Below are 21,479 nucleotides of genomic sequence, written 5' to 3'. Positions count from 1 at the left end.
CGTTTCCTCTCGACTCAGAACGTGAACGGGGTGCTGAAGTCGCGGAGTGATCCCCGCTGACGCGAATCCATGACGCCAGGCACCACGACCGGGTTAGCCACCAGCCCGCCGAAACGGAGCGATGTGGGCGGCGGACCAATCATGAACTCGCCAGGGGGGTAGGTTCCGGTCGCGGTCGAGAGCTTGTGTGGGGTGACGGAGTCAGGTGCCATGGAGCCGTCGACGTACAGACGAAGTTGCTGGTTCGTCGCATCCCACACACCGGTGAGGAAGGTCCACTGGTCCTGTACAGCGTTCGTGGGGGCGACGGCGCACCCCGATACAAGCGAGGCCGTGTCCGCGCTTCCCGCGGCGCTCATTACGCAGAAGTAGTACTTCCCGTTCTTGAGCTCAAGCGAGACGTCTCGGTTTGAACCCGACTGCACCGCAATGTACTGCTGCGCCGGAGAGGTCGTGTTCCACGGGTTGACCCACATACTGAGCGAGAAGCTCGCCTTCGCATCAACGGCCGGGCCCGGAGTCATCATGGCCTCACTCGGGTCGGCTGGCTCGTGCGGCTGCAGCACTGGCACTGTGTACCCAGGGCGCAACTCGTTTACGGACTGCCAGGTCGCGCTATCGGTCGGCAGGGACAGAGGGAGCGGAGTGTTGTAGTTCGCGTCCTCGATTTCCGAGGGCAGGGGGTCCATCATCGAGGTGGTCATCCAGGCGTGGCCAGTGTCGACGCGCGGATCGCGCGCAGCGGGAGTTCCCTCCGACGTGAAGAGCGGCAGCGGTGTCGCAGTGGAGACATTTCCCGCCTTGTCATACGCGGCCACCCACAACACCGAGAGGGCATCCACTGGGGCCATGGTGATAGAAACCGGCGTTGCGCCGGTCGCGCATGCGAACCTCGTACCGCCGACGCGCTTCTGACAGTCGGGCAACGCGGCCGTGCGTGACACTGCGACGGGAGCGGCCTGAGCTGGCGAAGTCGACCCGGAGTACGCCAACCAGTACTGATATCCCGCGGCATCCGCGACTGATGCGAGGCTGACCGAGACCGGTTGTCCGACGGTGAAGCTGCTCGCCGTCGTCGTGACAAACGGAAGTGCCGGAGCTTGGTTGTCGACCCGGAAGTAGCACCAGGCGCTATACCCCGCACTGTTCAGTCTGCCGTCCCAGCCCCGCGCCCTCCAGGCGTAGTCACCGTCGGCAAGCCCCGTGAACGTCACCGACCGAGGACCGTCCGCCAGACTGCCAGAGGACTTCGTCTGAAGTGCGGTGAGAGCGGGAGCCGAGGCTAGCGTGAAGTTCGTGTCCACAGTGCCGGCATCTGGGTCGCTTTGGCTCACGCTGACGACGATGGACGTGCCGGACACATAGGCGGGGCTTGAGGCCGAGCCGCAGTCCCGCACTGGGCTGGTGATCTTAGGCAACGTGGGGTTGCTGGGCGCGGAGTTGTACGTGACGATGAGCGTCGCGTCGTTGTCGAAGTGCCGGCGCGACTGTGCGCTCGGGTTCTGCGGAATGAACCCGAACTGCACTGCTGAGCTCCCGCCAGCCACCCGTGTCTTCACGCCGGCCGTGACGTTCCATCCAACAGCGACTGCCGGACCGCCCCAGGTGCCCGGGTTCTTGGTATCCAGGAGCGCACCCCACAGGGAGTTGTTCTGCTGATTCCATGTGAAGCCCGGCGCCTGGTATCCCCTCAGCCGCACCTCCAACGGGTTGTTCGGTGACGCTGCCAACTGCAGTTGCGTCGTGTTCAACTGCGCCGTGACGATGTCCTTCCCAGCCAAAGCGGAGATCGGGAACTCCATGTACATCCGGCTGTCGTAAATGTCGAACTTCCCCACTCGCTGGGTCGCCGCATTCAGGTAGGACGCGTTGGGGTAGGCGATGTCGGTGTACCAGGAGGCGTTCTCACCGGAGGACCATTCCGGGTCAATGAAGATCGGGTAGGTGACCTGTTCGCCGTCAATCGTCTCGGCCACATCCAAGTTGATGCTGGAATCGGTGTGACTGTGCTCGACGGGCTGGGCGGGATCGTCTCCCGGCTCAAGGAACGTCCCGCCATCGGACGAATCCCACCACAGCGGCATTGAGCTGACCACGGTCTCGCCGGCCTCGGTTTCGGCCTCGAAATTGCCGTTGGCATCCCGGGAGATGTCCGCGCCCTCCATCTCGACGTGAAGATCCTCGAGAGCGAGGTTCGATGCCGCGGCGGGCGACTTTACGACGTACACCGACGCCATGCCGATGTCAGTCGCGGTGAGTTTGAGGTCGACGCCGGGAAACACTTGCGGGTAAGTCGCCGTCGCGCCGTCAATCAACGGCGCGGGCAGGAGTCCGTGCGGCCAGCGTTCCGTAATCCACTCGCCGCCAGCTGTCTGGACCTCGTCGAGGATGTCCGACCCGCCAGCACCGAACCGAACGGGTGTGGCCGATGCGGCAGGTTCCCACCACTCGCCGGCCTTCTCGAGATTCAGGTCGATGTCCACCCAGTTCCCGTTGTCGTCGGCGACCCTGACGGGGACAGTGGAGACCTCGTACTGCATCGTCCCGTCCGGGAGCGCGAGCAGGCGCTCGGTCGGGGTCGTCTCGGAGACTATCTCCACCGGCTCTCCGGTCTCCGAGGCGGCTACCGAGGCGGACATACTGGTCGCCACGGGCATCGTCACCTGCGGACCGGCGGCGAATGCCGTGGTCGGTGCCAACGAGGCGAGGATCAGAGCGAGCCCGGACAACGCGCCGAGCGCCGCGTTTCGGCGTTTGCCCGAGCGCCGCTTACGCGAGGCCCATCCCGTTCGTCGCTGTGAAGTGCTGGTTGCGTGCGTGCTCGAGTGGCCGGACGGGGTGAAGGGCATGGTGACCTTTCGGCGAGGTGGCCGGCGTCCATTGCCGGCGTCATCCATGAAGTCGCCGCAGCCGCGTATTCCTTACACAAGACTTTGCGAACTTTTCGAGGCGTTCGAGAAGGTCGCGCGTGACCACGGTCGGCGCACCGATGGGTACAGAAAGTTCGTACGGATCTGCGGTCGTCGACGACTACCAAAGTGAAGCAGTCATCCACGACAGGAGCCGTCATGCGCGTGCCGCCGTATCACTCCATCAATCCCACTGACCCGGACGTGCACCACACGTTCGACAACTGCCCCAGCGGGCAGCAGATCCCGTTGCGCAACCGACGTCAGGGCGCCAACGGATGGCCGCTCTGCAAGCACTGTCGCGACATGTAACTCCAACGTGCCGTGAGCGCGGCGGGTCTACTCGAGGCAGCGAATGTTCGTCGTCGTGCCGGTGACGTTCGTCGAGGTGCCAGAACTCGCGGACGCGAGAATCGTTGTGCCATTGCGAGCCTGGGCGACGCTGCCTGCGGCGCGAGCGTTGGCCACGGACCGAGTGACGAAACTGCCAGGCACCGTGTGAGTGGCGCAAGTTCCCCACGACAACTTGGTTCCGCTCAGCCCGATTGCCGTGTAGGCGCAGATGGAGCCGGTGGCGCAACTGCCTACTGAGCGCGCAAACGGGTTGGGCACGGTCATCGTCATGTCCAGATCTGCCCAGTACGCCTCGTCGAAACTCAAGACGGTACCCCCCGGCAACTCCGCAAGCATGGCTTCGATCTCTGGGTGGACGTCAGGTGTGGCGTTCGCGGGCGACGCGATGGCGAAGGTGAGGACGGCTGCGGTGGCGAGGGTGGCGAAGCGCTTCATTGCGGTGATAGGTCCCAGATTCTGTAGGAGACGATTGCGTTGGCGGGGAATGGGTGGTCGGCTTCCAGGGTGTAGGTCTCGGCTCCCACGATGCGACCGGTGTCTTGCGAGACCAGCAGGTGCAGTTCGGCGGATCCAGAGGGGAGCGTAGCGGCAATCCCCGCGATTGGCCTGCCGGCGCGGTCGGTGGCGGAACCGAGCAGACGCGCGTCGTCAGTGCGCAGAATGGCCTGCAGCAGTGCTTGATGCTGGTCGTTGGTGAGGGTCCAGTACTGCAGTGCCGTCTCTGTGGCGTTCATTACCTCGAACGCCGAGCGCTCACTTTCAAGCCCGTAGGCCCTCAGCATTGCGAGAACCTCGGTGTCACCCGCGCCAGGCGCAGTGACCACCGGGGACTGAAACTCGCCTGGTGCGAAGTCGACCTCCCACAACAGTGTCCCCGGTGTAGCAGTGGACCGCGGGAAATCACCCTGTCCGCCGTCAGCCCAATAGGGTTTCCCCGCCACCGTGCGTGTGGACCCCGAGAGGTCCTCGTTCCATTCCAGCGTGGTGACCTCGGGGCTGATGACCCGGCGGGGTGCGTCGGAGTCGACGGCGTCGACCTGGTAGTACCAGCCGGTCGATTCCACTGCCCGCTCGGGATGCACCGGTCCGCCGGATCGGGCGAGGTTGCGTTGCGCGGTTTCAGTGACGTCTTCCAAGGTCTTCCCTTCGTCGCGGAAATCGAGTGGTTTGGGGGTGGTGACCGCTCGTGCTTCCTCGGCTGGCGGGACAGTCAACACGACAGCGATGACGACGGCGAGTGCCGCCAGCGGCGCCCACAACGCCGCCCACGCACGGCTGCGCGGGACACGGCGCCGCGCTGCCGGGCGCATGATCTGATCCCGCAACGCGAGCTGACGCAACGTCGGCGCGGGCTCCGCCTCCGGCGGCACGGGGTTTGCGCGGCGGATGAAGGCTTCGAAGTCTTCGTTGTCCCAGTTCACGGTCGACCTCCCTCCACCGGTGCGGTGTCGCGCATCGCGACCCGCAACTTCTCCCTCGCCCGCGTCATGAGCGTCCACACCGTCCCGGGTGCGCAACCGAGTACCGCTCCGACCTCCGCCGCAGAGAGCCCCTCCCAGTAAGTGAGCAGCACGGCTTCCCGCTCGCGCTCGGAGAGGAACTTCATCGCAACGCGCAGCGCAAGCAGATCCTCTACCTCGGCTCGCGCCGGAGCTTCCTCGATACGACGCTGCAACGCCGCCTCGGCTTTCGCGCGCCGCGATCTGCGGCGGTAGTGATCTCGCAGCCGGTTCATCGCGGTGCGGAACAGCCACGGCCTCCCGAACGGGTTAGCGGGGTCCTGCTTCTCCCACGCGATGCGGAACACGTCGGCGGCGATCTCCTCGGCCTCACCAGCGTCCCCGACGCGTCGACGCGCGTAGCTGTACACCGCTGGCCATTGCTCAGCGAAGAGCGCGCGGAATGCGTCTTCTCGCGTGCTCATCGCTCACTCTCCAACGGACTGATCCACCGATCTCACTCTGTGAGTGGACGTCGATGGCGAAACCTTACAAAGTCAAGGCACTAGGGGACGGCTCCGCCGGTCCGAGAAGCAAGCGGTTGAGCGACTGCTCGGCCCACGCTTCCGACGACGGTACTGTCCCGCGGAGAGAATCCGTCACGCCGCTCGGTGAAGCAGTCGGTAAAGCAGAGCATCCTGCCCGTGGTCCGAGCCTTGCTCCTCCAAGAGCACCATGCCCGCGACGAGGACCTGGTCGGCGAATAGGGCCCCGCTGGTGACCGACGTGTCGGTGTCGTGATGTCATACGGCACCATCGGATCCCCGGAAGCGGTCACTACTGTCCAGCCGACCGCTTCGCCGCCGCCTCACGAGGAATCTTCAGCCCGTCGAGGTGCGTCTGGCGGTGGGCCGTCGTCGCCGTAGAGACTCATCTCGATTCCGTCGCCGGCAAGAAGCTGCCGCAAGACGATCTCTGGGATCTTCTCCGTTGACTGAAGGCGCTCCCAGATCGGCGCATCGACGAGCACTCGTAACGCGCGGGCGGCGCGACCGTCCTTGAGAAGCGGCTCGCTGTCCGGGTGCCGGGCACGGAACTGAAGTGGCGTGTCCACTCTGAGCACCTGCCTCCCGGTCGAACTCGTCGACGGTAAGCGTCACACGGGTGACCCATGCGGGGAACAGAAGAGCCGGTCAGTTTTCGCCTGACCGGCTCTTCTATTTACGAACAGATGGGCCTGTATTTACGAACAGGGCCCTCTGTGCGCGAGGGGGGAGTTGAACCCCCACGCCCTTTCGGGCACTGGCACCTGAAGCCAGCGCGTCTGCCTATTCCGCCACTCGCGCGAGCCGCAGCATCCGAAGACACCGCGAAACTCAACTTCCCGAGGATATCACGCACCGAGCGCGCGCCCGAACCTGGCAATGTCGGTGGAGCGTCCCCGACTGATCCAGGGTGTGCAACTAGCATGTACCAACCGGCACCCCCCGTCCGAGGAGCTCCGTGGGACTACTTGACAGCTTCGAGAAAGGTCTCGAGCGCGCGGTGAACAGCGCGTTCGCGAAGACCTTCCGCAGCGGCATCCAGCCCGTCGAGATCGCCTCCGCACTGCGCAGCGAACTCGACAAGAAGGCGGCTGTGGTCAGCCGCGACCGCATCCTCGCGCCGAACACCTTCACCGTGAGGCTCTCACCCGCCGACGACGACAAGATGGCCGCGCTCGGCGATGCCCTGGGGCACGAGCTCGACACGCTCGTCCAGAAGCATGCGAAGGCGCAGGGCTACTCCTTCGCCGGCCCGGTCTCGATCGCACTGCAGCGCGACGACCAGGTGTCCACCGGCACCCTTCGCGTCGAGTCGTCCACCGCTCAGGGCGGTCAGGTGTCGTGGCGCGGCGTCGTCGACATCGCCGGGAAGCGGCATCCGCTCGTCCGGGGGCGCACGGTGATCGGCCGCGGGAGCGATGCCGACATCACGATCGCCGACGCCGGAACCAGCCGCAAGCACGTCGAGATCCTGTGGGACGGCGAGCGCGCGATGGTCCGCGACATGAACTCCACCAACGGCACCCAGCTGAACGGCCGCAAAGTCACCGAGGCGGCTCTGCCGCCCGACTCCACGGTCACGATCGGCCGCACCGACATCGTGTTCCACGTCGTCGCGCAGGCCGCACCGCCGCCGAAGCCGACGATGTCGGCCGACGACGCGACGCGGGCGTACGACCTGCGCGACGGAGGTCCGTTGTCATGAGTGAACTGACTCTCCTGCTCCTGCGGATCGGGTTCCTGGTGCTGCTGTGGGTCTTCGTCTTCGCCGTGGTGTACTCCCTGCGCGCCGACCTGTTCGGGGTGAAGGTGAGGCGGATGCCGGAGGCGGCACCCGCGGGCGCCGCGCCGGCAGCGGCATCCCGGGCGGGCGGCGCCACCGCGCCGGTCGCGCCCACCGCGGCCGCGGTGCCGGCATCGGGTCCCAAGGGCGGACCGGCGACGGCCGCGGCCGTCTCGCGCATCGTGATCACGAGCGGACCGAAGGCGGGCATCGAGCTCCCGCTCGGCAACGAGCCGCTCACGATCGGGCGATCGAGCGAATCCGCGCTCGTCATCCGCGACGACTACACCTCCAGCCATCACGCCCGCCTCGTCCTGTGGGGCGACCAGTGGATGATCCAGGACCTCGACTCGACCAACGGCACCTGGCACGACGGCGCACGCGTGACCGCTCCGGCACCCGTCACGGTCGGCGCGCCCATCAAGGTCGGCGCGACGACCTTCGAGCTGCGGAAGTAGCGGGCGGACCCACCACCTATGGTCTTCCAGGGCTCGAGCGCCGCCATTTCGCACACCGGCAAGGTGCGCTCCAACAACCAGGACTCCGGCTATGCCGGCTCGAACCTGTTCGTGGTCGCGGACGGCATGGGAGGCCACGCCGGCGGCGACGTGGCCTCGAGTCTCGCGATCGCACGACTGGAGAGCCTCGACCGGCCGTTCGAGTCGACCGCGGCCGCCGAGAAAGAGCTGCGCGATGCGATCGGGGATGCCGCGACCGAGCTGATCGACACGGTCCACCTCCGTCCCGAGCTCGCCGGCATGGGCACCACGGTGAGCGCTCTCGTCATGGTCGACGACTACGCGGTCATCGCGCACATCGGCGACTCGCGCATCTACCTCTTCCGCGACGGCGCCCTCACTCAGATCACGACCGACCACACCTTCGTGCAGCGACTCGTCGACTCGGGCCGCATCACCCCCGAAGAGGCGCGGTACCACCCGCGCCGTTCGGTGCTCATGCGCGTGCTCGGCGACATGGACCCCGATCCCGAGCTCGACACGTTCATCATGCCGACGCAGCCCGGCGATCGCTGGCTGCTCTGCTCCGACGGACTCTCGGGGGTCGTCGACGATCCGCACACGTCCAAGGCGCTCGCCCTCGGGCTCGCGCCCGGACGCACGGCCGACAACCTGCTGAAGCAGGCGCTCGACGGCGGCGCCCCCGACAACGTCACGATCGTGATCGTCGACGTCGGGGGGCAGCATCCGCTCTTCTCCGGCACGCCGACCGTCGTCGGCTCCGCGTCGAACCCGGTCGGGATCGAGGTCCCCGCGGCCCGTCCCGGCCGCACGAGCTGGCTGCATCCCAACCGCCAGGCGGCGAACGAGCCCACGCACTTCGAGCCGGCCGCCGAGTTCCTCGAGGAGCTCATCGAGGAGGATCGCCGCCGCGTGCGGCGACGGCGCATCGGCTGGATCGCCGGGTTCGCCCTCGTGCTCGTCATCATCGCCGGCGCGATGTGGATCGGCTACCAGTGGACCCAGACGCGCTACTTCGTCGGTGCTGACGAGGACACCGTCGTGATCTATCAGGGCGTGCAGCAGGGGATCGGGCCGATCTCGCTGTCGACCCCGTACGAGGACACCGAGATCCCACTCGATTCGCTCTCGGACTTCGCGCGCGCGACGGTGGAGCAGACCATCTCGGCGAGCTCCCTCTCAGACGCGCGCCGTATCGTGCAGACCATCAGCGAGACCGCGGGAGGAGGCGGATGAGCGGCAGTCCGACGAGCGCCTCGACCGAGGCGGTCTCGACCGATACCGCGGTCGTGCGCGCCCTGCGCCGCATCCGCGTGCCCCAGACGCAGCGCAACCGCGAGCTCGCGCTGCTCGTCTTCGCTTTCGCGATCAACGGATCCGCGGTCGCGCTCGTGCAGCTCGGGGCGATCGGCGCGATCGACTGGACCTTCCTCGTCTACTGCGGCGGACTGACGGCACTCGTGGTCGCGCTGCACATCGTCCTGCGACTGCGGGCGCGCGACGCCGACCCGTTCGTCGTACCGATCGCCACGCTGCTGACCGGCCTCGGCCTGGCGATGATCTACCGCCTCGACATCGCGATGGAGCGTCACGGCTGGGAGGCGTTCTCGACGCGTCAGCTCGCGTGGGCCGCCATCGCGCTGATCGGCGCGGTGCTCGTGGTGCTGCTGCTGAAGAACTACCGGGTGCTCTTCCGCTACACGTACATCTTCGGATTCGTCGGCATCGGCTTGCTGATCCTGCCGATCATCCCGGGCCTCGGCACCGACGCGAACGCCGACGTCTGGGTGTCGCTGGGCTTCTTCTCCTTCCAGCCTGGCGAGCTCGCCAAGATCGCCCTCGCGATCTTCTTCGCCGGCTACCTCGTGCGCACGCGCGAGAGCCTGACGTCCGTCGGCACGCGATTCCTCGGCATGACCTGGCCCCGCGCGCGCGAGCTCGGCCCGCTGGTCGTCATCTGGCTGGTCTCGCTGGGGATCATCGTCATGCAGCGCGACCTCGGCACGGGCCTGCTGATCTTCGGCATGTTCGTCGCGATGCTCTACGTCGCGACGGGGAAGACGAGCTGGGTCCTCATCGGCGTGGCGCTCGCGGCGATCGGCGCGGTCATCGCGTCGCAGGTGCTGTCGTACGTCAACGGCCGTTTCACGAACTGGCTGGATGCCTTCAACCCCGAGGTCATCGACGCGAACGGCGGCAGCTATCAGCTCGTCCAGGGCATCTTCGGTCTGGCGCAGGGCGGGCTCATCGGCACCGGCCTCGGCCAGGGACGCCCTTACCTGACGCCGGTCGCGGAGAGCGACTACATCCTCCCCGCGCTCGGCGAGGAGCTCGGCCTGATCGGCGTCTTCGCCATCCTGTGTCTGTACATGGTGTTCACCAGCCGCGGCATCCGCATCGGTCTCGCCGGCCAGGACGACTTCGGCAAGCTCCTCGCGACCGGCCTGTCGTTCACGATCGCGCTGCAGGTGTTCATCATGGTCGGCGGCGTGACGCGCATCATCCCGCTCACCGGCCTGACCACGCCGTTCCTCGCGGCCGGCGGCTCGTCGCTCGTCGCGAACTGGATCATGGTGGCGCTCCTGCTGCGGATCTCGGATGCCGTCCGCAGCCGCCCGCGGGTGGTGATCGGCTGACATGACCAGAGAGCACACCCCGAAGAGCGTGCCTCCGGCACGCGTGTCGCCCGAAGGGGGCGACTCATGACCAAAGAGCTCAGACGCCTGAGCATCCTGATGCTCATCATGTTCCTCGCCCTGTTCGGCTCGACGAGCTGGATCCAGGTGATCAACGCCGAGGAGCTCGCGCAGAACCCGCGCAACACGCGCGCCCTGTACGACTCGTACGAGGTGCAGCGCGGCTCGATCATCGCGAGCGGGGCGGCGATCGCGTCGTCCGTGGCCTCCAACGACGTCTACAGCTGGCAGCGGGTCTACACCGATGCCGACATGTGGGCGCCGGTCACGGGCTACATCAACCCCGCGCTCGGCCAGGCGACCGGCATCGAGCGGGCGATGAACTCGTATCTCAGCGGCACGGCGGGCTCGCAGTTCCTCTCGCGCATCGAGCGCCTCTTCACGGGCCAGCCGCCGCGGGGATCGAACGTCGTCCTGACCCTCGACGCCGACGTCCAGCGAGCGGCGTACGAGGCGCTCGGCGATCTCCAGGGCGGCATCCTCGCGATCGAGCCGTCCACCGGACGTGTGCTCGCGATGGTCACGAGCCCCAGCTACGACACGAACCTCCTCGCCTCGCACAACACGGTCGAGGTCAACGCGACCTATGACGCGCTGGTCGCCGACCCGGGCAAGCCCCTCTCCGATCGCTCGATCGCCGGCGACCTCAACCCGCCGGGATCCACGTTCAAGCTCGTCGTCGCGTCGGCAGCGCTCGCTTCCGGGGACTACACGCCGACATCCGCACTCCCGAACCCCGCGACCTACACGCTCCCGCAGTCTTCCAGCGTCGTACACAACGCCAGCGGGGGCACCTGCGGTCCGGGCGCCACGGTGACGATCGCCGACGCCCTCCGGCTGAGCTGCAACATCCCGTTCGCGGAGCTCGCCGTCGAGCTGGGCGACACCGCGATCCGCGAAGAGGCCGAGAAGTACGGCTTCAACCGGCCGTTTGAGCTGCCGCTCGTGTCGACGCCCTCGAGCTACCCCCGCGGCCTCGACGACGCGCAGACCGCTCTGACCGGCTTCGGCCAGGGTCAGGTCACCGCGACACCGCTGCAGATGGCGATGGTGTCGGCCGGAATCGCGAACGGAGGCGTCGTGATGAACCCCATGATGGTGGACCGCGTCATCGGTCCCGACCTGTCGGTCCAGCAGACGTTCGACAGCACCGAGTTCGGTCGAGCCCTCGACCAGGGGATCGCCGACGAACTGGTCGCCATGATGGTCGCGAATGTCAGTGACGGTGCGGCATCGGGTGCAAGAATAGACGGGGTCGACGTGGCCGGTAAGACCGGGACATCGGAGAACGGGCCGGACGAGCCGTACACACTGTGGTTCACGGGATTCGCTCCCGCCGACAACCCAGAGATCGCCGTGGCGGTCGTCGTCGAGGACGGCGGCGGGCAAGGTCAGTCCGGAAGCGGGAACACCATCGCGGCCCCGATCGCGAAGAAGGTCATGGAGGCGGTGCTGAGCAGATGAGACCGACGCAGGGTGTGACCTTCGGCGGCCGCTACGAGCTTGATTCGCGGATCGCGATCGGCGGCATGGGCGAGGTGTGGGAGGCGACGGACCACGTCATCGGACGTACGGTCGCCATCAAGATCCTCAAAGACGAGTACATGGGCGATCCCGGCTTCCTCGAGCGCTTCCGCGCCGAGGCCCGGCACGCGGCCCTCGTGAACCACGAGGGCATCGCGAGCGTCTTCGACTACGGCGAGGAGAACGGCAGCGCGTTCCTGGTCATGGAGCTCGTGCCCGGCGAGGCGCTTTCGACCATCCTCGAGCGCGACGGATCGCTCTCCACCGACAAGACCCTCGACATCGTCGCTCAGACCTCTGCGGCCCTGCAGGCGGCGCATGCGGCGGGGCTCGTGCACCGCGACATCAAGCCCGGCAATCTCCTGATCACACCCGACGGCCGCGTCAAGATCACCGACTTCGGCATCGCCCGCATCGCCGACCAGGTGCCGCTCACCGCCACCGGACAGGTCATGGGCACGGTGCAGTACCTGTCGCCCGAGCAGGCATCGGGGCACCCGGCATCCCCCGCCACCGACACGTACTCGCTCGGCATCGTCGCGTACGAGTCGCTGGCCGGCAAGCGCCCCTTCACGGGCGAGTCGCAGGTCGCGATCGCGATGGCCCAGATCAACGAGCAGCCTCCGCCGCTGCCGCCGACGGTCGCCGTGCCGGTCCAGAACCTCGTCATGGCGATGATCGCCAAGAAGCCCGAAGACCGACCCGCGTCGTCGGCCGCGGTCGCGCGCGCCGCGACCGCCCTGCGCCGGGGGGATGTCGCCGCAGCGGCGGCGGCCGTGCCCGCGATCGCCACAGGCGCTGCCGTCGGCGACGACATGACGCAGATCCTCACCGCGGGCGGCGCGACCGGCACCGCGACCATGCTTCTCCCCGCGGCAGACGGCGAGGTCGTCGACGGCGAGGCCGAAGCCGAGAAGAAGAAGCGCAGCCCCTGGACGTGGCCGCTCATCGCGCTGATCATCCTGCTGCTCCTTGTGCTCGGCGGAACGATCTGGGCATTGCTCGCGAACCAGGGCGGCCCCGAGCCCGGACCATCCACCCCGTCCGCCTCGGATACGCCGAGCCCGACGCCGTCCGACACCCCGACCCCGACCCCGACGGTCGAACTGGTCGATGTCGGCGCCCTCGGTCTCACCGGCAAGACGTGCGAAGACGCGAGCGCCATCCTCGTCGACGCAGACCTCGTCGCGACCTGCGCGACGGGCAACGCCGCTCCGACTGCCGACGATGTCGGCATCGTGTACAACGTCGACCCCACCGGCCGCGTCGAGACCGGACGCACGATCACCCTGACCGCATACGGCCCTCAGATCGAGATGCCCCCGCCCGGGGCACCGGCGTTGAACAACGCGACGGTCGCTCCCGGTGAGACGCTCGAGGTGAGCTGGCCCGGCTACAGCTGCCCCGCCGGCGAAGGATCCGTGAGCTCCTACAACCTCACCGCGACGAACGGCACCTTCTCGAACGGCCAGTCCACGTCGGCCTTCGGACCGTCCGACCGCACCGCGCAGGTGACCGTGCCGACCAACGCGACCGGAAGCGTCATCGTCACGTACACGGTGACCTGCACCGGAGGTCCCTCGGGAGAGCGTCCGTCTCCGGCATCGCCCGAGGCGACCGCGACCATCCAGGCCGCCGACGCCGGCGACGACGGCGGCGAAGACGGCGAGACCACGCCCTGATGAGCGTGAGCGGGGGCGCCGGAATCGGCTCCCCGCTCACGCTCGGCTAGTCTGGCTCTTGTTCCACGCAGGGAGTGACTGTGACAGCTGAGCCGCGCGTGCTTTCGGGGCGCTATCGCATCGACGAGCCCATCGGACGCGGCGGCATGGCCAGCGTGTATCGCGGCTACGACCTGACGCTGGGACGCGCCGTCGCGATCAAGATCCTCGATCGCGAGCTCGCCGGCGACAATGCGTTCCGCACGCGATTCCGCCTCGAGGCGCAGGCCGCGTCGAGGATGGCGCATCCGACGATCGTCCGTGTGTACGACGCCGGCGAAGACACCGACACGAACCCCGACGGCACCGTCCGCCCTGTGCCCTTCATCATCATGGAGCTGGTCAAGGGTCGCCTGCTGAAGGACATCATCTCCGCCGGCCCGGTTCCCGTCGACGACACCGTGCGATACGTCGACGGCATCCTGGAGGCACTCGAGTACTCGCACCGCGCAGGCGTCGTGCATCGCGACATCAAGCCGGGCAACGTCATGGTGACCGACGCCGGGCAGGTCAAGGTCATGGACTTCGGCATCGCGCGTGCGGTGTCGGACACTTCGTCGACCGTGGCCGAGACCACCGCGATCATCGGCACCGCGGCATACTTCTCACCAGAGCAGGCCAAGGGCGAACCCGTCGATGCCCGAGCCGATCTCTACTCCGCGGGCGTCGTGCTGTACGAGCTCCTCGCCGGTCGTCCGCCGTTCCGCGGGGAGTCCCCGGTCGCCGTCGCGTACCAGCATGTGAGCGAAGCGCCGCTGCCTCCGTCCGAGATCCGCGAGACCGTGCCTCGGTCGCTCGATGCCGTCGCACTGCGCGCCCTTGCGAAGGACCCCTTCCAGCGCTATCAGGATGCAGCGGGATTCCGCGAGGCGCTCGACGCGACCCTCGACGGGCGCTCGCCGTCGAAGCGTCAGGTCGGCGCACTCACGAGCGAGCTCTACGGTCCCAACCCGAAGCAGGCGGCCGAGACCGCTCGATCGCTGCGCCAGCTCAGCACCGACACGACGATGAAGCGCACGCAGGCCGGTCCGCCGGTCGCGTGGATCTGGGCGGGTGTGGGGCTGCTCGCGGTCCTCCTCATCTCCGTGATGTTCTGGGTCTTCACGGTCCAGCCCACCAAGACGGTGCCGTCGACCGCTCGCATCGTTCCGGACGTCGCGGGCATGACCTACGATCGGGCCAACGAGGAGCTCCTCGACGAGGAGCTGGGCGCCTTCCGTGTCGACGAGGAGAGCTCCGACGTGCCGGAGGGCATCGTGATCCGCACCGATCCCGCCGCGGGAGAGTCGGTCAATCCCGGTCAGCAGGTCGACGTGTACGTGTCGATCGGCCAGGAGTTGGCAACGGTGCCCCCGTTGACGGGGCTGGGGCAGCCCGCGGCCACCGATGCGCTCGAAGCCGCGGGGCTGACCCTCGGGTCGGTCACACAGCGCAACGATCCTGCCCTCGCGTCCGGCACGGTGATCTCGACCGACCAGACGGAGGGCGCCAAGGTGCCGACCGGCACGGTGGTGAACCTCACCGTCGCTTCGGGCAAGGTCACGATCAACGACGTCACCGGCTACACCGTCGAGGCGGCGCAGCGCGAGCTCGAGACGCTCGAGCTGACCGTGACCACCAAGGAGGACACCTCCTGCACCGCGGCCGCGCCGCCGACGGTCTCGACGCAGTCCCTGCCGCCGGGCGACGTCGCGATCCACTCCGCCATCGAGCTCGGGTTCTGCTCCGGGCCCTAGCCGACCGCGAAACGTCGGCTCGCCGGGCGTCGCTTGCCGGGCGCCGATCGCGGCGTGGGCTCAGCGACGCGGGCTCAGCGACGCGGGCTCAGCGACGTGGGCTCAGCGACGCGCCCCGGGCCGCGGCATCCGGGAATCCCGCTGTGGTCAGCCAGTTGCCGAGCAGTCGGTGCCCGCCTTCGGTGAGCACGCTCTCGGGGTGGAACTGAACGCCGACGATCGGGGCGGTGCGGTGCGCGACGCCCATGATGACTCCGCCGGCCGTGCGACTCGTGACGACGAGCTCGGCCGGGAGCGTCTCCGGAACGATCGAGAGCGAGTGGTACCGGGTCGCGGGGAACGGGTCGGGCAGCCCCGCGTAGAGCGCGCTGCCGTCGTGGTGCACGAGAGAGGTCATGCCGTGCATGAGCTCGGGGGCGTGGTCCACCTTCGCGCCGAAGGCCTCGGCGATCGCCTGGTGGCCGAGGCAGACGCCGAGCAGAGGGATGCCTGCCACCGACGCCGTGCGGACGACCTCGATCGACGCGCCGGCGTCCGCAGGCGCGCCCGGCCCCGGCGAGATGAGCACGGCACGGTACGGGGCGATCAGCCCGACGGGGTCGTGCACGGCGTCGGCCTCGACGAGATCGGTGTCCGCCCCGAGCTCGTGCAGGTACCCGGCGAGGGTGTGGACGAAGCTGTCGTGGTTGTCGACGACGAGGACCCGCGACCCGCTCATCGGCGCGACGTCACTGGACCGTGACTTCCTGCGGGTTCACGAACTGGCTCACCCACGGGAAGGCGTAGAAGACGAGGCCGTACAGCGCTGCCGCCACGAGGACGAGCAGGATGAGCACCCGCACCCACCAGGGTCCGGGAAGGACACGCCACAGCGCCGCGTACATCAGACCGCCGCTTCGTCGAGGGATGCCGGCGGCCCGGCCGTCCGCGGCGTGAACGACTCGAACACCCCGTACGCGACGATGCGCTCTGCCATCGAATACATCGGACTGCAGCTGGTCATCGTGATGTATGCGGTGCCGGGCGGCACGTCGAGCTCCTGCGGCACCGGCAGCAGTACCTCGACCGCGTCGGGGGTGACGTACTCGAGGGTGCGGAAGCGGTAGGTGTACCAGCCGTCCGGCGTCTCGACCACGATCGCATCGCCGACCCGCAGCTCGGCGATCCGGTTGAACGGCTTGCCCCAGGTGGTGCGGTGCGCCGCGACGGCGAAGTTGCCGGCCTCACCGGGCATGCTCGTGCCGGGATAGTGCCCGATCCCGATCGGGTCGAGTGTGTTGGCCCGCGTGATGCCGCCGGCCATGGGCACGGCGTAGTCGGAGCCGAAGCGCGGGATGTGCATGACACCGAACTGCTCGGCATCCGCGGGCTCGGCGAGGATGATCGGCTCGGCCGTGACAGGATCGCCCTCGGGAGCGGCGGCGTCCGGTTCGCTCGTGCTCGGATACGCATCGGCCCACTCCTGCGAGAGCTCATGGCCAGTCGCATTCCGCTCTGCGCCGTAGATCATGTCGCCGACCCACAGCTGCCACACGACGTACAGGAGCGTGATCACGCCGGCAGTGATGAGGATCTCTCCGATGACGCCGACGACCGACGTGCGACGCTTCGGGAGCGCGCGCGAACGGCGGATCCCGGCGTCCCCCGCGTTGCCGGCCAGAGCTTCCTCCACAGGTGGATTCTAGTCAGCGCACGCTGAGGGCCGGCTGGCAGTTAGACTTCTGCCATGGCACGACCCGGCAAAGATGACGACTCGCTCGTCGAGCGCGCAGAAGGCGAGGCCGCACCCAACCCGGTGTGGTTCAAGCCGATCATGATCGGCCTCATGCTGGTCGGCCTCGTATGGGTGCTCGTCTTCTATCTGAGCGGCATGGCGTACCCGATCCCCGACATCGGCGCCTGGAACCTCGTGATCGGCTTCGGCATCGCGTTCCTCGGCTTCCTCATGACCACGCGCTGGCGATAAGACCGCGCCATATTCGAAACGAAAGCCCCGGTCAGACCGGGGCTTTTCGTTTGCATGGGGTTGTTAACAACGTTGTTAACACCTGTGAATTACACGCGTGTGATTCATCCCCATATGTGGATGAACCTGTGGATAACTCTCAGCCGAACACCAGCGCGGGAAAGAGCGCGGGCACGAACAGGAGTCCGATGAGGCCCGCCGTGACCGCCGCGAGCAACCAGATCTGCAGCGTCCGCTGCCGCGCGGATCGCGTCCGCGTGTAGATGAACGCGACGAGGAGCCCGACGAGGAGCCCGCCGAGGTGGGCCTGCCACGAGACGCGCACCGCACCGCCGAACACGAGCGGCAGGAAGGTGATGACGAGGTTGATGCCGAGGATCACCGCGATGCCCGTGATGTTGGCGCCGATGTGGCGGCCGACGATCAGCAGCGCGCCGAACAGACCGTAGATGGCACCGGATGCCCCGACCACCGGCGTGCTGAAACCGAGGAGTGCGACGGCGACCGACCCGCCCAGCCCGCTCAGCAGGTAGAGCGTGATGAACCGCCAACGACCGAGCAGGGGCTCGAGGCTGCGCCCGATCATCCAGAGTGCGAGCATGTTCAGTCCCACATGCAAGATGCTGGATGCGTCGTGCACCAGGAGGACGGTGAACAGGCGCCAGGGCTCGAACGTCCCCGTCAGTCCCGGGTACAGGTACGGCGCCCACAACAGGAGCGCGTCGGTGACAGTGGAGCCGAATCCGGGGATCAGCTGCAGGAGAAAGAAGAACAGGGTCACGCCGATGATGGCGTACGTGACGATCGGGCGGGAGTCCGCGACCGTCACGGCGCGCGGACGTGACCACCGACGCTCGGCCTTCCGCTGGGCGGGAGACACGCTCTTCTGCTGGTCGCGCATGCACTCGGGGCAGATCACGCCGACGGCGGCGGGGGTCTGGCACTCGGGGCAGATGGTGCGCAGGCACCGCTGGCAGAGCACGAAGCTCTGCCGGTCGGGATGCCGGTAGCAGAAGTTGTCGCTGTTGCGACGGAAGTCGTCGGTGGTCACGAGGCGGCGGAGCGCCTAGGCCGCGACGATGTCGATCGACTGCAGGACGACGGGCTCGATCGGCCGATCGCCCGCAGCCGTCGGCACGTCGCTGATCGTGTCGACGACGGCCTTCGAGGCGTCATCGGCGACTTCGCCGAAGATCGTGTGCTTGCCCTGCAGCCACTCGGGGCCGCGACCGCCCTGGCCGGGGACGGTGATGAAGAACTGCGAGCCGTTGGTGCCCTCGGCCTGACCGGTGATGGCGTTGCGACGCAGACCGGCGTTGGCCATCGCGAGCTTGTACGGCTCGGTGAAGGTGAGCTCGGGGCTGATCTCGTCGTTGAACGTGTAGCCCGGTCCGCCGACGCCCTGACCGAGCGGGTCGCCGCCCTGGATCATGAAGCCGGAGATGATGCGGTGGAACACCACATCCTTGTAGAGCGGGCCCTCACCGGGCTTGCCCGTGGCGGGGTCGGTCCACGAACCCGTGCCGTCGGCGAGGCCGACGAAGTTCTTGACCGTGGTCGGTGCGTGGTCACCGAAGAGGTTGACGACGATGTCGCCGTAGTTGGTGTGGAAAGTGGCGACAGCGGTGGGAATCGGCATTGCTACATTCTTCCAGAGTTCTGTGCAACCCCTCCCGCCTCCGCGCAGGTCTGGCAAGATGGGTCGAACCACTTCCCCGGTTCGATCAGGAGGGCACCGTGAGCCTCAGCCGCAAGCGCAAGAAGGAACTCCGCAAGCTCCAGACCCAGGCGAACAGCCTCTGGGAGACGCAGCAGGTGCTCGTGGGTGAAGCCGCGAGCGTGGCTCGCGAGGCGGGGCGACAGCTCGGCCACCTCCACCGCGAAGAGGTCAAGCCTCGTGTGGCCGCCGGGTACGAGGCGTACGCCGCGCCATACGTCGATCGCGGACTCAAGGTCTCCAAGAAGGTCGTCAACGACACGGTGATCCCCGCCGCGGGAGCCGTCGTCGGTTCCGCGCTGTCGGTGTGGGATGCCGCGAACGACACGCGCTCGCGTCTCGCCTCCGGGCGGGGGCTCAACCTGCCGGCCAGCTGGGCGAAGTCCGCACCGGTCCCCGTCAAGCGAGGCATCGGCGCCGGCGGCGTCATCGCGATCATCCTCGGCGTCGCCGCGGCGCTCGGCGTGCTGTATGCGGCATGGCAGACCCTGCGCGCCGACGATGAGCTGTGGGTGGCCGACGACCCGCTCCGCGCACCGGATGCCTGATCCCCTCGATCGGGTGAAGGATGCGGCATCCGCTCGCGATCTCGACATCGAGGTTCGCGAGCGGCCCGTCGCGAACAGTCTCGCCGAGGCGGCCGAGATCCTCGGGATCCCGGCCGCGGGGATCGTCAAGACGCTGGTCGTCAAGCGCAGTGACGACACGTTCCTGTTCGCACTTGTGCCGGGTGACCGGGCGATCTCCTGGCCGAAGCTTCGTGCGGTCGTCGGCGTGAACAAGCTCCAGCTGCCCGATCAGCAGCGCGCGCTCGACGCGACCGGATACGAACGGGGGACGATCGTGCCGATCGGCAGCTCCCACGATTGGCCGGTCTACGCCGACGAGCAGATCGTCGGCCGGCGCATCGCGATGGGGGCGGGTGCTCACGGCTACAGCCTGTTCGTCGAAGCCGACGACTTCATCGCCGCCTACGGCGCGACCGTCGCCGACATCTCGCAGCCCGCGGGGTAGCGGCATCCGTTCTACGGAGCCTGCGCCATCTCGAGGGCGATGTCGACGAGTTTGACCCGCTGCAGCTTCGGCACCTCGGCGAGTGCGAACCACTGCGCCCGGTCGGTGGAGCCGCCGATCTCGTTGCGGAGCTTCCCCCCGACGACGTGCGCTCGGTAGACGATTCGCAGCGTGTGCAGCGGATCGGTCACTCCGGGCGTGAGGCGCCGGCCGGGCGGGATGACGCGCGAGTGGATGCCGAGCAGCCCGTCGATCGCCACCTTGAAGCCGGTCTCCTCGCGAACCTCGCGGCGGGCGGCACGTTCCGGCTCCTCACCGGGTTCGAGCCCTCCGCCGGGCATCGTCCAGGCCGCACGACGGCCCTCGTTCCAGTGGGCGAGGAGGATTCGGTCGTCGGCGTCGATGACGACGGCGTATGCCGCGACGCGCAGATCCATGCTTCACCCTATCGGCGGTCCGTCCTCGGACACGAGGACGGCAGACGCCCTGTGCTGCATCGCCGACACGATCATGAAGGGCTGAGAAAGCGAAGAGGACCGATCCGGATGGATCGATCCTCTTCTCGCTGTGGAGCCTAGGAGATTCGAACTCCTGACATCCTGCTTGCAAAGCAGGCGCTCTACCAACTGAGCTAAGGCCCCGGGGCTGTGTTGTGGGGCTACCAGGACTTGAACCTGGGACCTCTTCATTATCAGTGAAGCGCTCTAACCGCCTGAGCTATAGCCCCGCCTGCTGCGACGCTTTCGCGTCGATCAACCTCCAAGACTTTACCCGACGTGCGCGCATTTCACGAATCGAGGGGCCGCGGCATCCGCTCGTCGTCGACCGTGCCCGACGCGCCTGCGCCCGCGCACCCGCACTGGTTGCTTGACTGGGGGCATGCACGCGAGCACACACCCCGGGGAACCGCACGGCGCCCGCCTCGGCCAGCGACTCAACTGGCTCAGGGCCGGGGTGCTGGGAGCGAACGACGGCATCGTCTCGGTCGCCGCACTCGTGGTCGGCGTAGCCGGAGCCACCACCGCCACCGCGGCCCTGTTCACCGCGGGCATCGCCGGCCTCGTCGGCGGCGCCGTCTCGATGGCGCTCGGGGAGTACGTGTCGGTCAGCAGCCAGCGCGACAGCGAGCGCGCGCTCATCGCGAAGGAGTCGCGGGAGCTCAGCGAGATGCCCGAGGAGGAGCTCGACGAGCTGACGCAGCTCTACCGGGCACGTGGCCTGTCCGACGCGACCGCGCGCCGCGTCGCGGAGGAGCTCACCGCCCACGATGCGCTGTCGGCTCACCTCGAGGTCGAGCTGCACATCGATCAGGACGACCTGGTGAACCCCTGGCATGCCGCCCTGTCGTCGGCGATCGCCTTCACGCTCGGCGCACTGCTGCCGCTGATCGCGATCCTTCTTCCGCCGCCGGAGTGGCGGGTGCCCGTCACCTTCGTCGCGGTGCTCGCCGCACTCGCGATAACCGGCACCGTCTCCGCGTATCTCGGCGGAGCCTCGAAGGTCCGAGCGGCCGCAAGACTCATGATCGGCGGCGCGCTCGCGCTGACCGCCACCTGGCTCATCGGCACCCTGCTGGGCACCACCGTGGTGTGACGG

General features: G+C 67.8%; 22 protein-coding genes and 3 tRNA genes. 11 read left to right on the top strand and 14 right to left on the bottom strand.

Features of this window, described 5'->3' with window-relative positions; translation table 11 throughout:
• Positions 1-14 precede the first annotated feature (14 nt).
• The 6 genes from EER34_RS06220 to EER34_RS06195 all read right to left on the bottom strand — a co-directional run bounded on the left by EER34_RS06220 (position 15) and on the right by EER34_RS06195 (position 6,048).
• Positions 15-2,849, bottom strand: coding sequence for a LamG domain-containing protein (locus tag EER34_RS06220; RefSeq protein WP_164743464.1), 2,835 nt, complete (start codon positions 2,847-2,849; stop codon positions 15-17).
• Positions 2,850-3,248: 399 nt separating this feature from the next.
• Complete coding sequence (locus EER34_RS06215) at positions 3,249-3,698, bottom strand: hypothetical protein (RefSeq protein WP_127473641.1); 450 nt, start codon at positions 3,696-3,698, stop codon at positions 3,249-3,251.
• Positions 3,695-4,684 (bottom strand): hypothetical protein, encoded by a 990-nt coding sequence (locus EER34_RS06210; RefSeq protein WP_127473640.1) that lies wholly within the window; start codon positions 4,682-4,684, stop codon positions 3,695-3,697. The genes EER34_RS06215 and EER34_RS06210 overlap by 4 nt, the downstream gene beginning before the upstream one ends.
• Positions 4,681-5,187, bottom strand: a complete 507-nt coding sequence (locus EER34_RS06205; RefSeq protein ID WP_127473639.1) for an RNA polymerase sigma factor — start codon at positions 5,185-5,187, stop codon at positions 4,681-4,683. The genes EER34_RS06210 and EER34_RS06205 overlap by 4 nt, the downstream gene beginning before the upstream one ends.
• Before the next feature lie 383 nt (positions 5,188-5,570).
• A complete protein-coding gene (locus EER34_RS06200) occupies positions 5,571-5,816 on the bottom strand; it encodes a hypothetical protein (RefSeq protein WP_127473638.1) in 246 nt (81 codons plus the stop codon).
• Positions 5,817-5,964: 148 nt separating this feature from the next.
• Positions 5,965-6,048: transfer RNA gene (locus EER34_RS06195), tRNA-Leu, on the bottom strand.
• 157 nt (positions 6,049-6,205) lie between these two features.
• Here EER34_RS06195 and EER34_RS06190 point away from each other — a divergent pair.
• The 7 genes from EER34_RS06190 to pknB all read left to right on the top strand — a co-directional run bounded on the left by EER34_RS06190 (position 6,206) and on the right by pknB (position 15,186).
• Entirely contained in the window at positions 6,206-6,952 is a 747-nt protein-coding gene (locus EER34_RS06190) for an FhaA domain-containing protein (RefSeq protein WP_127473637.1), read from the top strand.
• Entirely contained in the window at positions 6,949-7,488 is a 540-nt protein-coding gene (locus tag EER34_RS06185) for an FHA domain-containing protein FhaB/FipA (RefSeq protein WP_127473636.1), read from the top strand. Before EER34_RS06190 ends, EER34_RS06185 begins: the two co-directional genes overlap by 4 nt.
• A gap of 18 nt (positions 7,489-7,506) precedes the next feature.
• Positions 7,507-8,745, top strand: coding sequence for a PP2C family protein-serine/threonine phosphatase (locus EER34_RS06180; RefSeq protein WP_127473635.1), 1,239 nt, complete (start codon positions 7,507-7,509; stop codon positions 8,743-8,745).
• Positions 8,742-10,145, top strand: a complete 1,404-nt coding sequence (locus EER34_RS06175) for an FtsW/RodA/SpoVE family cell cycle protein (protein ID WP_127473634.1) — start codon at positions 8,742-8,744, stop codon at positions 10,143-10,145. Before EER34_RS06180 ends, EER34_RS06175 begins: the two co-directional genes overlap by 4 nt.
• A gap of 66 nt (positions 10,146-10,211) precedes the next feature.
• A complete protein-coding gene (locus EER34_RS06170) occupies positions 10,212-11,669 on the top strand; it encodes a peptidoglycan D,D-transpeptidase FtsI family protein (RefSeq protein ID WP_127473633.1) in 1,458 nt (485 codons plus the stop codon).
• On the top strand, positions 11,666-13,411 hold the full coding sequence (locus tag EER34_RS06165; RefSeq protein WP_127473632.1) for a serine/threonine-protein kinase: 1,746 nt from the start codon (positions 11,666-11,668) through the stop codon (positions 13,409-13,411). Before EER34_RS06170 ends, EER34_RS06165 begins: the two co-directional genes overlap by 4 nt.
• An 80-nt stretch (positions 13,412-13,491) precedes the next feature.
• Positions 13,492-15,186, top strand: a complete 1,695-nt coding sequence (gene pknB, locus EER34_RS06160; protein WP_127473631.1) for a Stk1 family PASTA domain-containing Ser/Thr kinase — start codon at positions 13,492-13,494, stop codon at positions 15,184-15,186.
• Between the two features lie 88 nt (positions 15,187-15,274).
• On the opposite strand, the gene EER34_RS06155 is transcribed toward pknB, so the two are convergent.
• From EER34_RS06155 to EER34_RS06150, 3 genes are read right to left on the bottom strand one after another with little or no spacing between them, the layout of a single operon-like run.
• The gene (locus EER34_RS06155; protein ID WP_127473630.1) at positions 15,275-15,904 is read right to left on the bottom strand and encodes an anthranilate synthase component II; all 630 of its coding nucleotides are present in this window, start codon (positions 15,902-15,904) and stop codon (positions 15,275-15,277) included.
• Positions 15,905-15,914: 10 nt separating this feature from the next.
• Positions 15,915-16,070, bottom strand: coding sequence for a hypothetical protein (locus EER34_RS17440; protein WP_164743462.1), 156 nt, complete (start codon positions 16,068-16,070; stop codon positions 15,915-15,917).
• Positions 16,070-16,858 carry a class E sortase gene (locus EER34_RS06150; protein WP_240642150.1) on the bottom strand — a complete coding sequence of 263 codons (789 nt, stop codon included), beginning with the start codon at positions 16,856-16,858 and terminating at the stop codon, positions 16,070-16,072. Before EER34_RS06150 ends, EER34_RS17440 begins: the two co-directional genes overlap by 1 nt.
• Before the next feature lie 54 nt (positions 16,859-16,912).
• On the opposite strand from EER34_RS06150, the gene EER34_RS06145 reads away from it, so the two are divergent.
• Positions 16,913-17,152, top strand: a complete 240-nt coding sequence (locus EER34_RS06145; RefSeq protein WP_127473629.1) for a cell division protein CrgA — start codon at positions 16,913-16,915, stop codon at positions 17,150-17,152.
• Positions 17,153-17,291: 139 nt separating this feature from the next.
• On the opposite strand, the gene EER34_RS06140 is transcribed toward EER34_RS06145, so the two are convergent.
• Both EER34_RS06140 and EER34_RS06135 read right to left on the bottom strand, forming a co-directional pair.
• Positions 17,292-18,203: a rhomboid family intramembrane serine protease gene (locus tag EER34_RS06140; RefSeq protein WP_127473628.1), complete on the bottom strand. Its 912-nt coding sequence runs from the start codon at positions 18,201-18,203 to the stop codon at positions 17,292-17,294.
• 15 nt (positions 18,204-18,218) lie between these two features.
• Entirely contained in the window at positions 18,219-18,791 is a 573-nt protein-coding gene (locus EER34_RS06135) for a peptidylprolyl isomerase (protein ID WP_127473627.1), read from the bottom strand.
• A 98-nt stretch (positions 18,792-18,889) separates the two neighbouring features.
• Between EER34_RS06135 and EER34_RS06130 the strand changes: the two genes are divergently transcribed.
• Positions 18,890-19,417 carry a DNA helicase gene (locus EER34_RS06130; RefSeq protein ID WP_127473626.1) on the top strand — a complete coding sequence of 176 codons (528 nt, stop codon included), beginning with the start codon at positions 18,890-18,892 and terminating at the stop codon, positions 19,415-19,417.
• Positions 19,410-19,883, top strand: a complete 474-nt coding sequence (locus tag EER34_RS06125) for an aminoacyl-tRNA deacylase (protein ID WP_127473625.1) — start codon at positions 19,410-19,412, stop codon at positions 19,881-19,883. Before EER34_RS06130 ends, EER34_RS06125 begins: the two co-directional genes overlap by 8 nt.
• 11 nt (positions 19,884-19,894) lie before the next feature.
• On the opposite strand, the gene EER34_RS06120 is transcribed toward EER34_RS06125, so the two are convergent.
• The 3 genes from EER34_RS06120 to EER34_RS06110 form a co-directional block, all read right to left on the bottom strand.
• Entirely contained in the window at positions 19,895-20,320 is a 426-nt protein-coding gene (locus EER34_RS06120; RefSeq protein ID WP_127473624.1) for an NUDIX hydrolase, read from the bottom strand.
• A 131-nt stretch (positions 20,321-20,451) separates the two neighbouring features.
• A tRNA-Ala gene (locus EER34_RS06115) sits at positions 20,452-20,524 on the bottom strand.
• A 12-nt stretch (positions 20,525-20,536) separates the two neighbouring features.
• Positions 20,537-20,610: transfer RNA gene (locus EER34_RS06110), tRNA-Ile, on the bottom strand.
• Between the two features lie 152 nt (positions 20,611-20,762).
• Here EER34_RS06110 and EER34_RS06105 point away from each other — a divergent pair.
• Complete coding sequence (locus tag EER34_RS06105; protein ID WP_127473623.1) at positions 20,763-21,476, top strand: VIT1/CCC1 transporter family protein; 714 nt, start codon at positions 20,763-20,765, stop codon at positions 21,474-21,476.
• Positions 21,477-21,479 lie beyond the last annotated feature (3 nt).

It is taken from the genome of Microbacterium sulfonylureivorans (assembly GCF_003999995.1).
Classification (GTDB): domain Bacteria; phylum Actinomycetota; class Actinomycetes; order Actinomycetales; family Microbacteriaceae; genus Microbacterium; species Microbacterium sulfonylureivorans.
Note: the sequence above shows the minus strand (reverse complement) of the source record. Positions and strands in the feature narration are given on the sequence as shown.

What these genes read in the sequence shown, in the direction of transcription:
- EER34_RS06135 (WP_127473627.1), bottom strand. Translation starts at nt 18,791, where the DNA reads ATGCCGATTCCCACCGCTGTCGCCACTTTCCACACCAACTACGGCGAC.
- EER34_RS06155 (WP_127473630.1), bottom strand. Translation starts at nt 15,904, where the DNA reads ATGAGCGGGTCGCGGGTCCTCGTCGTCGACAACCACGACAGCTTCGTC.
- EER34_RS06165 (WP_127473632.1), top strand. Translation starts at nt 11,666, where the DNA reads ATGAGACCGACGCAGGGTGTGACCTTCGGCGGCCGCTACGAGCTTGAT.
- EER34_RS06185 (WP_127473636.1), top strand. Translation starts at nt 6,949, where the DNA reads ATGAGTGAACTGACTCTCCTGCTCCTGCGGATCGGGTTCCTGGTGCTG.
- EER34_RS06215 (WP_127473641.1), bottom strand. Translation starts at nt 3,698, where the DNA reads ATGAAGCGCTTCGCCACCCTCGCCACCGCAGCCGTCCTCACCTTCGCC.
- EER34_RS17440 (WP_164743462.1), bottom strand. Translation starts at nt 16,070, where the DNA reads ATGTACGCGGCGCTGTGGCGTGTCCTTCCCGGACCCTGGTGGGTGCGG.
- EER34_RS06120 (WP_127473624.1), bottom strand. Translation starts at nt 20,320, where the DNA reads ATGGATCTGCGCGTCGCGGCATACGCCGTCGTCATCGACGCCGACGAC.
- EER34_RS06125 (WP_127473625.1), top strand. Translation starts at nt 19,410, where the DNA reads ATGCCTGATCCCCTCGATCGGGTGAAGGATGCGGCATCCGCTCGCGAT.
- EER34_RS06175 (WP_127473634.1), top strand. Translation starts at nt 8,742, where the DNA reads ATGAGCGGCAGTCCGACGAGCGCCTCGACCGAGGCGGTCTCGACCGAT.
- EER34_RS06170 (WP_127473633.1), top strand. Translation starts at nt 10,212, where the DNA reads ATGACCAAAGAGCTCAGACGCCTGAGCATCCTGATGCTCATCATGTTC.
- EER34_RS06180 (WP_127473635.1), top strand. Translation starts at nt 7,507, where the DNA reads ATGGTCTTCCAGGGCTCGAGCGCCGCCATTTCGCACACCGGCAAGGTG.
- EER34_RS06220 (WP_164743464.1), bottom strand. Translation starts at nt 2,849, where the DNA reads ATGCCCTTCACCCCGTCCGGCCACTCGAGCACGCACGCAACCAGCACT.
- EER34_RS06205 (WP_127473639.1), bottom strand. Translation starts at nt 5,187, where the DNA reads ATGAGCACGCGAGAAGACGCATTCCGCGCGCTCTTCGCTGAGCAATGG.
- EER34_RS06105 (WP_127473623.1), top strand. Translation starts at nt 20,763, where the DNA reads ATGCACGCGAGCACACACCCCGGGGAACCGCACGGCGCCCGCCTCGGC.
- EER34_RS06145 (WP_127473629.1), top strand. Translation starts at nt 16,913, where the DNA reads ATGGCACGACCCGGCAAAGATGACGACTCGCTCGTCGAGCGCGCAGAA.